Here is a 12,151-nt window from a genome sequence, read left to right as displayed (position 1 = left end):
CATAGGGTTTGGACATTCGCCCACGATCGAGTCGTTTGGACGCCGGTTTTTCGAAACCGGCGTTGGTTTGGCTTTCTCGTTGGGCGCGGCGGCGCTGCCGACCGAAGAGAGGCTGGATGGACGAAGAAGGGGTATCGCCGGAAACGGCGAACGAGGCGGTGACAACGGTGACCGACCGTCGCGCCCTGTTTGCCGTACCCGGCCTTGTGCTTGCCGGCGGCGCGCTGGTTTGCGCGACCGTCACGCTCTTCGTGCTGCTCGGTGTGACGCCGATTGCTCCGACCTCGCACGTCGTAATCGGCTCTGTCGTCATCAATTCGTTCTTTGTCCTCGGCCTGATCGCGTTGATCGGTCGTGAAGTCGCGCGGCTTTTCAAGGCCCGTACACGCGGCCGTGCGGCTGCGCGCCTGCATATCCGTATCGTCGTGCTTTTCTCGATCGTCGCGATCACGCCGGCGATCCTGGTGGCGATCTTTGCCAGTATCACACTGAATGCCGGCCTTGACCGGTGGTTTGCGCTCAGAACTCAGGCGATCGTCAGCTCGTCTCGCAACATCGGCCAGGCCTATATGCTGGAAAATGCCAGCTATCTGCAGGGTCAGACGGTTTCGATGGCAAATGATCTTGAGCGTAACCGCGCGCTCTACAGCCTCGACAAGACCGGCTTCGCCGACCTGATGACCCGCCAGGCAAGGGGCCGCGGCCTGCTCGGCGCCTTCCTCGTCGAGCGCGATGGCTCGGTCAATGTCCAGGCCGACATCACGACCGAAAAGCCGCTGCCCGCCATCCCGCAGGATGCGCTGGAAAAGGCGGCCGCGGGCCAGCCGACGCTGATCCCGCCGGGCGTGACCAACCTTGTCGGCGCCATCATCAGGCTCGAATCGATCCCCGGAACCTTCCTCTATACGGTGCGTGCCGTGGACCCCAAGGTCATGAATGCCATGCGCATGATGGAGGAGAACGCCACCGAATACCGTTCGATGGAAGCCGGCCGGGTTTCTCTGCAGATCGCCTTTGCGGTTCTCTACATCGGCTTTGCTCTGATCGTGCTGCTTGCGGCGATCTGGACCGCGATTGCGGTCGCCGACCGTATCGTGCGGCCGATCCGCCTGCTGATTACCGCCGCCGATAGCGTCGCATCGGGCAATATGGATATTGTCGTGCCTGTCCACGCTGTCGATGGCGACGTCGCCAGCCTGTCGCGCACCTTCAACAAGATGATCTCGGAAATTCGCACGCAGCGGGACGAAATCCTCGAGGCGAAGGATGAGGTGGACGATCGCCGCCGCTTCATCGAGGCCGTTCTGTCGGGTGTGACGGCTGCTGTGATCGGTGTCGAGCAGGACCGGCGCATTACCATCGTCAACAGTTCTGCCGAAACGCTGATGGCGCTGCAGGCCGACGAGTTGCTTGGCAAGCAGCTGTCGGAGGTCGCGCCGGAAGTGGATCAGGTGCTGACGGAAGCCGCCGCACGCTATCGCGGCGATTTCCGCAAGCAGATCGCGCTGGTGCGCGGCGGTACGGTGCGTACTCTCAGCGTCCAGGTGACGCGCGAGGAAGTGCGTGATCTGAGCGAATCCTACGTCATCACCCTCGACGACATCACCGACCTCGTCATCGCCCAGCGCTCCACCGCCTGGGGTGATGTCGCCCGCCGCATTGCTCACGAGATCAAGAACCCGCTGACGCCGATCCAGCTATCGGCCGAGCGCATCCAGCGTCGTTACGGCAAGCAGATCGACGAAAACGATCGCGCCGTCTTCGACCAGTGCACGGATACGATCATCCGCCAGGTCGGCGATATCGGCCGCATGGTCGACGAGTTCTCGGCCTTTGCCCGCATGCCGAAGCCGACCAAGGAGCCGAGCGATCTGCGCTCCATCCTCCACGACGCGATTTTCCTGCGTGAGATGGGCAACAACCATATCGCCTTCCTGCAGGAACTTGGCGAGGAGCGGCTCGAAGGCATGTTCGACAGCCGCATGCTGGGGCAGGCTTTCGGCAATCTGATCAAGAACGCGGTGGAAGCGATCGAAGCCGTGCCCAGCGAGGAGCGCGAGGAGCGCAAGATCCTCGTGCGCACGTCGCTCGATGAGGCACGCGACCGCTTCACGGTCGATATCATCGACAACGGACGTGGCCTGCCGGTCGAAAACCGCCACAGCATTCTGGAGCCCTACATGACGATGCGCGAAAAGGGCACCGGTCTCGGCCTGGCCATCGTCAAGAAGATCATCGAGGAACATGGCGGGCAGCTCGAACTGCATGATGCGCCCGCAGATTTTGACCAGGGAAGAGGAGCCATGATCCGCGTGCATCTGCCACGCCGCGATGTGGCCACAGCCCCGGCAGCCAGTGACAAGGAAAGCGTTTATGGCCTCTGATATTCTCGTCGTCGACGATGAACACGACATTCGCGAGATCGTTGCCGGCATCCTGTCGGATGAAGGGCACGAAACCCGCATGGCGCATGATAGCGATAGCGCCCTGGCGGCGATTTCAGATCGCGTGCCGCGCCTGGTCTTTCTCGACATCTGGATGCAGGGCAGCAAGCTCGACGGCCTCTCGCTGCTCGACGAGATCAGGACCCGCCATCCCGAGCTTCCCGTGGTGATGATATCAGGTCACGGCAACATCGAGACGGCTGTTTCAGCCATCAAACGTGGCGCCTTCGATTTCATCGAAAAGCCCTTCAAGGCGGATCGCCTGATCCTGATCGCCGAACGGGCGTTGGAAAACTCCAAGCTGAAACGCGAAAATATCGAGCTCAAGCGCCGTGCCGGCGATGCGCTGGAGCTGATCGGCACCTCGGTCGCCGTTTCGCAGCTGCGCCAGACGATCGAAAAGGTCGCCCCCACCAACAGCCGCATCATGATCTTCGGCGCATCCGGCTCCGGCAAGGAGCTGGTGGCGCGCATGATCCACAAGAAGTCGACGCGCGCCAACGGCCCCTTTGTGGCGCTCAATGCCGCCAACATCACGCCCGACCGCATGGAAGTTGCACTGTTCGGCACCGAGGGCGCGCCAGGGCAGGCGCGCAAGATCGGTGCACTGGAAGAGGCTCATCGCGGCATCCTCTATCTCGATGAAGTCGGCGAAATGCCGCGCGAGACGCAGAACAAGATCCTGCGCGTGCTGGTCGATCAGCAGTTCGAACGTGTCGGTGGTTCCAAGCGCGTCAAGGTCGATGTGCGCATCATCTCCTCGACCGCCTACAATCTGGAAAGCCGCATCGCCGAGGGCTGGTTCCGCGAAGACCTCTATCATCGCCTCGCGGTCGTGCCGGTGCGCGTGCCGCAGCTGTCCGAACGCCGGGAAGATATTCCCTTCCTCGTCGATCAGCTGATGCGCCAGATCTCCGAACAGGCGGGTATCCGGCCACGCCGCATCGGCGATGACGCCATGGCGGTGCTGCAGGCCCATGACTGGCCGGGCAATATCCGTCAGCTCCGCAATAATATCGAGCGGTTGATGATCCTTGCCCGCACGGACGGTCCGGATGCGCCGATCACTGCAGACATGCTGCCGACCGATCTGGGTGACATGCTGCCGAAGGTCTCGGCCAAGAACGACTACCACATCATGACGCTGCCGCTGCGCGAAGCCCGCGAGATGTTCGAGAAGGATTATCTGATCGCCCAGATCAACCGCTTCGGCGGCAATATCTCGCGCACGGCCGAATTCGTCGGCATGGAGCGCTCGGCTCTGCATCGCAAGCTGAAGTCGCTCGGCGTCTGATGTTCTTCCGGCGCGGGCTCGTGTCGCGTCGGTTCCCTCCTTTGCCTGAAGCAGGTTTCAATGCCAAGAATTGCCTATGTGAATGGACGTTACGTCCCGCATTCCGATGCCATGGTGCACGTGGAGGATCGTGGCTATCAGTTTGCCGATGGTGTTTATGAAGTCTGCGAGGTCCGTCACGGGCTGATCGTCGACCTGACCCGGCATCTGAACCGTCTCGACCGTTCGCTCAGTGAACTGCGGATCGCCTGGCCGATGAGCCGTGCAGCGCTGACGCAGGTGATTCGCGAGACGCTGCGCCGCAACCACGTCCGCAACGGTCTCTTCTATCTGCAGGTGACGCGTGGCGTCGCCCGCCGTGACCATGTCTTCCCGGCAACCGGAACCCCGCCCTCGATCGTCGTGACGGCCAAGAGCACCGATCCATCCATCATCGCGAGGAAGAATGCCACTGGCATAAAGGCGATCACCGTTCCGGACAATCGCTGGGACCGAGTCGACATCAAGTCGGTCGGGCTATTGCCGAACGCGCTTGCGCGCCAGCAGGCCAAGGAAGCCGGAGCCCAGGAAGCGATCTATATCGATGCCGAGGGCATGGTGAAGGAAGGGGCTGCAACCAATGTCTGGATCGTCGATGCCGACGGTACGCTGGTAACGCGGCCTGCCGACCATGGTATCCTGCGGGGTATCACGCGTACGACTCTCATCGACGTCGCAGCCAGATTGGGGGTCAAGATCGTCGAGCGGAAATTCTCCGTTTCGGAGATGATGGCAGCCCGCGAGGTCTTCATCACCGCCGCCACAAGCATTTGTTTTCCGGTCGTTTCCGTAGATGGACAGGCCATTGCGAATGGTCATCCCGGAAGCCTTTCGCAGAATATTCGGGAAGCCTTTTTCGACGTTGCGGAAAAGATTACGATTTGATACCAAGATTTGCTGGACAGGAGGAATGAGGGTGCCACCTGCCTTGCTGGAGAGGTTGATTGATATTCTACCGGCTTGATCAGGCCGGCAATAAAGAAAGAAGCGGCGCGATGGCGGAACGTTCTCAGAATCTGCAGGACTTATTTCTCAATACTGTACGTAAGCAAAAGATTTCCCTGACAATCTTTCTGATTAACGGCGTAAAACTCACAGGCGTTGTCACGTCTTTCGACAATTTCTGTGTTCTTCTCCGTCGTGACGGACATTCGCAGCTCGTGTATAAGCACGCGATCTCGACAATCATGCCTGGTCAGCCAATGCAGATGTTCGAGAGCGAAGAAGCAGCGTCCTAACCAAGGCCGGCCGTCATTTCGACACGCGATACAAAAAACGATTCCATCATCCCTGAAGCTGCCAAGCACAGGGATGATATGCGCGCGACCGTCGTTGTGCCGGTGCTCAAATCGCGCTCGCGCGGCGGGCAGAGCGAATCGGCATCGACCCGAACGCCGGAAAGCCGTCTCGACGAGGCGACCGGCCTGGCGCAGGCAATCGATCTCGACGTCGTCAATGGCTCGATCGTGCCGGTCAACGATCCACGCCCGGCTACGCTTCTCGGAACGGGCAAGATCGAGGAAATCAAACACCTACTGGACGAGCGCAACTCCGGTCTTGTGATCGTCGATCACCCGTTGACGCCGGTGCAGCAGCGGAATCTGGAAAAGGAATGGAACGCCAAGGTCATCGACCGGACGGGCCTGATCCTCGAAATCTTCGGCCGCCGTGCCTCGACCAAGGAAGGCACACTGCAGGTCGATCTTGCGCATCTGAACTATCAGAAGGGCCGCCTGGTCCGAAGCTGGACCCACCTTGAACGCCAGCGTGGCGGTGGCGGCTTCATGGGTGGTCCGGGTGAAACCCAGATCGAAGCCGACCGGCGTCTGCTGCAGGATCGCATCATCAAGCTCGAACGTGAGCTGGAACAGGTCGTCCGCACCCGCCAGCTTCATCGCGCCAAGCGCAGGAAGGTGCCGCATCCGATCGTGGCGCTCGTCGGTTACACCAACGCCGGCAAGTCGACGCTGTTCAACCGCATTACCGGGGCAGGGGTCCTCGCTGAAGACATGCTCTTCGCCACGCTCGACCCGACACTGCGCCGCATGAAGTTGCCGCATGGCCGCACCGTCATCCTGTCCGATACCGTCGGCTTCATCTCCGACCTGCCGACTCATCTGGTCGCCGCCTTCCGCGCCACGCTGGAAGAGGTGCTGGAAGCCGATCTCATCCTCCATGTGCGCGATATGTCCGACGTGGACAATCAGGCCCAGAGCTCTGACGTGCTGCGCATCCTGAATGACCTCGGTATCGACGAGGCTGAAGGCGAACGCCGCATTCTCGAGGTCTGGAACAAGATCGACCGGCTCGAACCCGAAGCCCATGACGCCATGGTGCAGAAGTCCTCCGGCATGAAGAATGTCATTGCCGTTTCCGCCATCAGCGGCGAGGGCGTGGACGGGCTTATGGATGAAATCAGCCGCCGTCTATCCGGCGTCATGACGGAAACGACTGTCACCTTGCCTGTCGACAGGCTGGCGCTATTGCCCTGGCTCTACGACCATGCCGTCGTCGACAGCCGCGAGGACAACGAGGACGGTTCCGTGACGCTGGACCTCCGCCTGTCCGAGACGGAGGCCGCCGAACTCGAGCGCCGCATCGGCAATGGCGCGAAGCCCGCCAAGGAAGACTGGGAGCGATAATCCCATTTGGGCGAAGTTTCACTCCGCCTGAGCTACCACAGCCCGCTCAATTGCCTTGGCCGCCTGCCAGATCTCTTCCATTCGCTCCAGGCTGGCCGCTTCCAGGCTCTCGCCTTCCGCATCAAGAACCGTCTCTATGTGATTGAATCGGCGTCTGAACTTCGTGTTCGTTCCGCGCAGTGCCTGTTCCGGATCGGCCTTCACATGCCGACCGATATTGACGACAGCGAAGATCAGGTCGCCGAGTTCGTCGCTGACCTTTGACTTGTCGCCGTCGCGCAGCGCAACGCGCAGCTCATCGACTTCCTCCTCGATCTTGTCGAGGATCGGTTCGGGCGCCGACCAATCGAAGCCGACCTTGGCCGCTCGTTCTTGTAGCTTCAGCGCTTCGGTCAGCGCCGGAAAGCTGCGTTGCACCGAGCCGAGGAAGCCGGCCTTGAAATCTTCTGTCATGCCGCGCCGCGCCCTGCGCTCGGCGCGCTCGCGCTTCTCTGCCTGCTTGATCTCGTCCCACTGCTTCTTCACGGCGTCGGGCGTGTCGGCATCCGAACGGGCAAACACATGCGGATGGCGGCGGATCATCTTGCGGGTGATGGCTTCCACGACATCGCCGAACGAGAATTCTCCGGCTTCCTCGGCCATGCGCGCATGAAAGACCACCTGCAGCAGCAGGTCGCCGAGTTCATCGCAGAGGTCGTCCATGTCCTTGCGCTCGATCGCGTCGGCAACTTCATAGGCTTCTTCGAGCGTATAGGGTTTGATGCTCTCGAAATCCTGCTGGACGTCCCACGGGCAGCCGGTCTCGGGATTGCGAAGTGCCGCCATGATTTCGATCAGGCGCGAAATGTCTTTCGAAGGTTCCATGGTCTCTCAGTTCAGCGGAATGTCGTTGGCACTCTTGGTTGCCTGATAGGTGTTGGAAAGGGCGTCATAGCGGGACTTGATCCGTGCGGTCTGCAGTTTGAGGTCGGCTTTCAGCTGTTCATCCTCGGTCTCGACGAGATCGGCGATCGCAAAGCTGTTCCAGAAGGCGTTCTGCCGCCGGTAGCCGCCGGGTTCAAGGCCGAATACCTCCTTCAGGATTTTCAGGTCATGCGGGATCGCGAAGCTGTCGCGCGAATCCTCGTGGCTGAAGAAGTAGTAGAAATTATCGAACCCGGCCCACGTGATGGCCGACATGCACATGGTGCAGGGTTCATGAGTGGAGAGAAAGACCAGGTCTTTCGTCGCGGGTTTGTCGTTAAGCTCGTAGAAGCGCTTCAGCGTGTGCACTTCGCCGTGCCAGAGCGGGTTTTCGAGCTCGTTATTGGTTTCGGCGACAATGAGCGAAAGATCGGATTTGCGCAGGATAGCCGCCCCGAAGACCTTGTTGCCGGTGGCGACACCAAGTTCCGTCATCGGCAGGATATTCTCTTCCATGACCTGCAGCAGGCGGGAGGCGATTGTCTTTTCCGGCATGAAATTCTCCTGTTCGTGTTATCCTACCGTCCATCGGAATGAAGCGGAATGCGCAACTGTTTCGCGGGCGACTTTGCCACAGGCTTTTATTGGCGTCGCTTCCCGTGCCGCCCCGTAGTCCGCAGCGAAAAACCTAATCGATACGCTCAGGATATGTGGCTTTTGCGCCGCACGGGTGAGTTTTCTCAAATCACTGATCAACCGGGTAAAAGAATACGTGACTGGCCGGCCTTTGGAATTCTGTTTCTTCATTCGCTTGTCCAGAGAATGCATATTCGGGCAACTTCGAAGTGGATTGAGAATGCCTCCCAGGACTGAACAGCTTTCGGTATTTCCCGCCTTCTTTCGCGTGGAAGGCCGGGTTGCCGCCGTTTTCGGCAATGGCGACGAAGCATTCGCCAAGGTTCGCCTGCTGTTGAATACGCAGGCGCGCATTGTTGCGCATACTGATCGCCCTGAAGCCGATTTCCACGCTTTTCTGATTGCCAACCGCATCGATACCGTCCGCGAAGCCTTTACGTCTGACCAGGTCGATGGTGCTGCTCTGGTGTTTGCGGCAACCGGCGATGCGGAACAGGATCGCCGTATCGTCGATGCCGCCCGCGCGGCCAAGATCCCGGCCAATGCCGTCGACCAGCCGGATTATTGCGATTTCTTCACCCCCGCTCTCGTCAATCGCGCGCCTGTTGCCGTCGCGATCGGCACCGAAGGGGCAGGGCCGGTGCTCGCCCAGATGATCCGCGCCCAGATCGATCAGCTCCTGTCGCCCTCGCTCGGGCGTCTGGCGGCTCTGGCGACGAACTATCGCAAGACGGTTGAGCATCTCGTTCCACGTGGCGTTTCCCGTCGCATCTTTTGGCGTCGCTTCTTCTCCGGCCCTGTCGCCGATGCCGTCGCCAACGGCAACATCCCGCGAGCTCGCCGCGCCGCCAACGGTCTGCTGCGTTCGCTGGATCGCGTCGAAGGTCATGTCTGGCTTGTCGGCGCAGGTCCGGGCGCCGAGGATCTCCTGACCTTGCGTGCGCAGCGCGTGATGATGGAAGCCGATGTCATCGTCTATGACGCGCTCGTACCGCAGGCGATCGTCGATATGGGTCGCCGTGATGCGGAACGTCTTTCGGTCGGCAAGCGCAAGGGCTGCCATTCGAAGTCTCAGGAAGAGATCAACGATCTCTTGGTCGACTTGGGCCGCCAGGGCAAACGCGTCGTACGCCTGAAGAGCGGCGATCCGCTAGTCTATGGCCGGGCAGGCGAAGAGATGGCCGCCCTGCGTGCCGCCGGCATCTCCTATGAGATCGTGCCTGGCATCACTTCGGCATTTGCTGCCGCCGCTGATTTCGAGCTGCCGTTGACGCTTCGCGGCGTCGCCTCTTCGCTGGTTTTCACGACCGGACATGATCTGACGGGTGACGTGCTCCCGGACTGGGCAAGCCTCGCCGTATCGGGCGCCACAATCGCCGTCTATATGGGCCGCACGGTTGCAGCTTCCGTTGCCGAGAAGCTGATGCAGGCAGGCATTCCCGCCGAAACCACGGTTGCCGTCATCGAGAATGCCAGCCGTGCCGATCGCCGGCTGCTTCATGGCATTTTGCGCGATCTTCCCGACCTGCAGCATCGTGACGAATTGACTGGCCCGGTCATGGTCATTATCGGCGATGCTGTCGCAGGCGCCAATTTCGAACTGTCCGAACCTTTGGTGCGTGAACGCGCCCGGTTCGATGAACTTGCAAGGAGCTGACATGGTAGACAAGGTTCTGACCGCCAACCGCCTGGGCGATGGCATCGCCGTCTGGCTGAACGCCAACGGCGAGTGGGTGACCTCGTTGCAGGAGGCACTCGTTGCCCGCCATGCCGAAGCCGTCGCTGCCCTTGAGGAGATCGGCAAGAAATCCTACGCCGACAACAAGGTCGTCGACGTTGCCGTCGTCGACGTCCAGGAGACCAACGGCCAGCTCTGGCCGCTGCGCCTGCGCGAGCGTATCCGCGCCCAGGGCCCGACCATGGAATATGCGCCCGGCTACAAGCCGGCCGATCCCGAATTCATTGCAGTCTGAGGAAGACGATGTACCGTTACGACGAATTTGACCACGCCTTTGTCGCCGAGCGCGTCGAGCAGTTTCGCGATCAGGTCCAGCGCCGCCTTTCCGGCGAACTGGCCGAGGACGCATTCAAGCCGCTGCGCCTGATGAACGGCGTTTACCTGCAGCTTCACGCCTACATGCTGCGTATTGCCATTCCCTACGGCACGCTGAGCTCGCGCCAGATGCGCATGCTCGCACATATCGCCCGCACCTATGACCGCGGCTACGGCCATTTCACCACGCGCCAGAACCTGCAGTTCAACTGGCCGAAGCTGTCGGACATGCCGGACGTTCTTGCCGAGCTCGCAACGGTCGAGATGCACGCCATGCAGACGTCGGGCAACTGCATCCGCAATGTGACGGCCGACCACTTCGCCGGTGCCGCCGCCGATGAAGTCGCCGATCCGCGCCCCTATGCCGAAATCCTGCGCCAGTGGTCGTCAGTCCATCCGGAATTCTCCTTCCTGCCGCGCAAGTTCAAGATTGCGGTAACAGGCGCCGAGCGCGACCGCGCTGCCATCCAGGTGCACGATATCGGTCTGCATCTGAAGAAGAACGACAAGGGCGAGATCGGCTTCGCCGTCTATGTCGGTGGCGGGCAAGGCCGCACGCCGATGGTCGCCAAGCTGATCCGCGATTTCCTGCCGGAAGAGGACCTGCTGTCCTACACCACCGCCGTCATGCGCGTGTATAACCTGCATGGTCGCCGCGACAACAAGTACAAGGCCCGCATCAAGATCCTTGTCCATGAGACCGGCGCCGAAGAACTCGCCCGTCAGGTCGAGGTTGAATTCGCCCAGCTGAAGGATAGCGAGCTGAAGCTGCCGGAAAGCGACGTTCAAGCGATCACTGCCTATTTCGCACCGCCGGCCCTGCCGCAGCGTGCCGAGGGCTGGGAAAACCTTGCCCGCTGGAAGAAGGCCGATCCGGCTTTTGCCCGCTGGGTGCAGCAGAATGTCCAGCCGCACAAGAACCCCGATTACGGCATGGTGACGATCTCGTTGAAGCCGATCGGCGGAATCCCGGGCGACGCCTCCGACTCGCAGATGGATGCCATTGCCGATATCGCCGAGGAATATGCCTTTGACGAAATCCGCGTCAGCCATGAGCAGAACCTCATCCTGCCACATGTGGCGCTCGCTGATCTCGAAGCCGTCTATCGTGGCCTCGTTGCGATTGATCTCGCCGAAGCCAATGCCGGCCTGATCACCGATATCATTGCCTGTCCGGGGCTGGACTATTGCGCACTTGCCAATGCGCGCTCCATTCCGGTTGCGCAGGAAATTTCCCGCCGCTTCGGCGATCCAGCCCGCCAGGCCGAGATCGGTGAGCTGAAGATCAAGATCTCCGGCTGCATCAACGCCTGCGGCCACCACCATGTCGGCCATATCGGTCTTCTGGGTGTTGAAAAGAAGGGCGCTGAACTCTACCAGATCACGCTTGGCGGTTCGGGCGACGAGCATACCTCGATCGGCGAAATCATCGGCCGCGGCTTCGAGCCGGACAAGGTGACGGATGCCATCGAGACGATCGTCGACACCTATCTCGGCCTGCGCCTCGATCCTTCGGAAATCTTCCTAGCGGCCTATCGCCGCGTCGGTCCGCAGCCTTTCAAGGATGCGCTCTACGGTTCGGCTCAGGAAGCGGCATAAGGAGGGGATGATGACGAAGATCTGGAGAGAGAGCGGTTTTGTCGAGAACGACCCGTGGGTGATCGAAACCGACGAGGTCAAGGCATCCGGCGACCAGAAGCCGCTGCTGACGCTCGACGAGCTGATCGCCAAGGCGGATGAGAGCAACGATGTTGGCCTCGGCGTGGTTATCAAGCCGGCTGACGACGTGCTGAAACTTGAACCTTATCTGTATCGCCTGGAGATCGTGGCTGTGGCATTTCCGGCCTTCAACGACGGCCGCGCCTTCAGCCATGCGTCGCTTCTTCGCCAGCGCCTCGGTTATACCAACGAGCTGCGTGCGGTCGGCGATGTGCTGATCGACCAGGTGCCGCTGATGCTGCGCGTCGGCATCGACAGTTTCGCCGTCACCAACGAGACGGCGATCCGCCGTCTTTCGGAAAAGCGCCTGCCGTCCATTCCGCATCATTATCAGCCGGCGGTGCGTGACGCCGAAGCCGGCAAGGGCTATAGTTGGCGCCGTCAGGCAAAGCCGGCCGCCTGAGGCCGCCGGTTCTGCCGT

11 protein-coding genes are annotated in these 12,151 nt (G+C 60.9%); 9 read left to right on the top strand and 2 right to left on the bottom strand.

Translation table 11 applies throughout. The features are described from left to right. Positions 1–116 precede the first annotated feature (116 nt). The 5 genes from FHX06_RS09660 to hflX all read left to right on the top strand — a co-directional run bounded on the left by FHX06_RS09660 (position 117) and on the right by hflX (position 6,419). Complete coding sequence (locus tag FHX06_RS09660) at positions 117–2,384, top strand: sensor histidine kinase NtrY-like (protein ID WP_112547168.1); 2,268 nt, start codon at positions 117–119, stop codon at positions 2,382–2,384. Continuing rightward, a complete protein-coding gene (locus FHX06_RS09655) occupies positions 2,374–3,738 on the top strand; it encodes a sigma-54-dependent transcriptional regulator (protein ID WP_112547169.1) in 1,365 nt (454 codons plus the stop codon). Before FHX06_RS09660 ends, FHX06_RS09655 begins: the two co-directional genes overlap by 11 nt. A 60-nt stretch (positions 3,739–3,798) precedes the next feature. Continuing rightward, complete coding sequence (locus FHX06_RS09650; RefSeq protein ID WP_113210580.1) at positions 3,799–4,662, top strand: D-amino-acid transaminase; 864 nt, start codon at positions 3,799–3,801, stop codon at positions 4,660–4,662. Positions 4,663–4,772: 110 nt separating this feature from the next. Beyond that, a complete protein-coding gene (hfq, locus tag FHX06_RS09645; protein WP_003539403.1) occupies positions 4,773–5,015 on the top strand; it encodes an RNA chaperone Hfq in 243 nt (80 codons plus the stop codon). A gap of 78 nt (positions 5,016–5,093) precedes the next feature. Then, positions 5,094–6,419 carry a GTPase HflX gene (hflX, locus tag FHX06_RS09640; protein WP_113210581.1) on the top strand — a complete coding sequence of 442 codons (1,326 nt, stop codon included), beginning with the start codon at positions 5,094–5,096 and terminating at the stop codon, positions 6,417–6,419. A gap of 18 nt (positions 6,420–6,437) precedes the next feature. Here the strand turns inward: hflX and mazG are convergent, their stop codons facing one another. Next, positions 6,438–7,283 (bottom strand): nucleoside triphosphate pyrophosphohydrolase, encoded by an 846-nt coding sequence (gene mazG / locus FHX06_RS09635; RefSeq protein ID WP_113210582.1) that lies wholly within the window; start codon positions 7,281–7,283, stop codon positions 6,438–6,440. 6 nt (positions 7,284–7,289) lie between these two features. Next, on the bottom strand, positions 7,290–7,877 hold the full coding sequence (locus FHX06_RS09630; RefSeq protein ID WP_183879043.1) for a nucleoside deaminase: 588 nt from the start codon (positions 7,875–7,877) through the stop codon (positions 7,290–7,292). A gap of 301 nt (positions 7,878–8,178) precedes the next feature. Here FHX06_RS09630 and cysG point away from each other — a divergent pair, with 301 nt between their 5' ends. Genes cysG through FHX06_RS09610 form a run of 4 tightly spaced genes read left to right on the top strand, consistent with a single transcriptional unit; the run spans position 8,179 to position 12,133 of the window. Next, on the top strand, positions 8,179–9,615 hold the full coding sequence (cysG, locus tag FHX06_RS09625) for a siroheme synthase CysG (protein ID WP_113210584.1): 1,437 nt from the start codon (positions 8,179–8,181) through the stop codon (positions 9,613–9,615). A gap of 1 nt (position 9,616) precedes the next feature. Next, on the top strand, positions 9,617–9,931 hold the full coding sequence (locus FHX06_RS09620; protein WP_112547175.1) for a DUF2849 domain-containing protein: 315 nt from the start codon (positions 9,617–9,619) through the stop codon (positions 9,929–9,931). 8 nt (positions 9,932–9,939) lie between these two features. Beyond that, positions 9,940–11,610, top strand: a complete 1,671-nt coding sequence (locus FHX06_RS09615; protein ID WP_112968441.1) for a nitrite/sulfite reductase — start codon at positions 9,940–9,942, stop codon at positions 11,608–11,610. 10 nt (positions 11,611–11,620) lie between these two features. Further along, the gene (locus FHX06_RS09610) at positions 11,621–12,133 is read left to right on the top strand and encodes a DUF934 domain-containing protein (protein ID WP_112547233.1); all 513 of its coding nucleotides are present in this window, start codon (positions 11,621–11,623) and stop codon (positions 12,131–12,133) included. Positions 12,134–12,151 lie beyond the last annotated feature (18 nt).

The organism is Rhizobium sp. BK512 (assembly GCF_014194915.1).
GTDB lineage: Bacteria > Pseudomonadota > Alphaproteobacteria > Rhizobiales > Rhizobiaceae > Rhizobium.
Note: the sequence above shows the minus strand (reverse complement) of the source record. Positions and strands in the feature narration are given on the sequence as shown.

What these genes read in the sequence shown, in the direction of transcription:
- FHX06_RS09660 (WP_112547168.1), top strand. Translation starts at nt 117, where the DNA reads ATGGACGAAGAAGGGGTATCGCCGGAAACGGCGAACGAGGCGGTGACA.
- FHX06_RS09655 (WP_112547169.1), top strand. Translation starts at nt 2,374, where the DNA reads ATGGCCTCTGATATTCTCGTCGTCGACGATGAACACGACATTCGCGAG.
- FHX06_RS09650 (WP_113210580.1), top strand. Translation starts at nt 3,799, where the DNA reads ATGCCAAGAATTGCCTATGTGAATGGACGTTACGTCCCGCATTCCGAT.
- hfq (WP_003539403.1), top strand. Translation starts at nt 4,773, where the DNA reads ATGGCGGAACGTTCTCAGAATCTGCAGGACTTATTTCTCAATACTGTA.
- hflX (WP_113210581.1), top strand. Translation starts at nt 5,094, where the DNA reads ATGCGCGCGACCGTCGTTGTGCCGGTGCTCAAATCGCGCTCGCGCGGC.
- mazG (WP_113210582.1), bottom strand. Translation starts at nt 7,283, where the DNA reads ATGGAACCTTCGAAAGACATTTCGCGCCTGATCGAAATCATGGCGGCA.
- FHX06_RS09630 (WP_183879043.1), bottom strand. Translation starts at nt 7,877, where the DNA reads ATGCCGGAAAAGACAATCGCCTCCCGCCTGCTGCAGGTCATGGAAGAG.
- cysG (WP_113210584.1), top strand. Translation starts at nt 8,179, where the DNA reads ATGCCTCCCAGGACTGAACAGCTTTCGGTATTTCCCGCCTTCTTTCGC.
- FHX06_RS09620 (WP_112547175.1), top strand. Translation starts at nt 9,617, where the DNA reads ATGGTAGACAAGGTTCTGACCGCCAACCGCCTGGGCGATGGCATCGCC.
- FHX06_RS09615 (WP_112968441.1), top strand. Translation starts at nt 9,940, where the DNA reads ATGTACCGTTACGACGAATTTGACCACGCCTTTGTCGCCGAGCGCGTC.
- FHX06_RS09610 (WP_112547233.1), top strand. Translation starts at nt 11,621, where the DNA reads ATGACGAAGATCTGGAGAGAGAGCGGTTTTGTCGAGAACGACCCGTGG.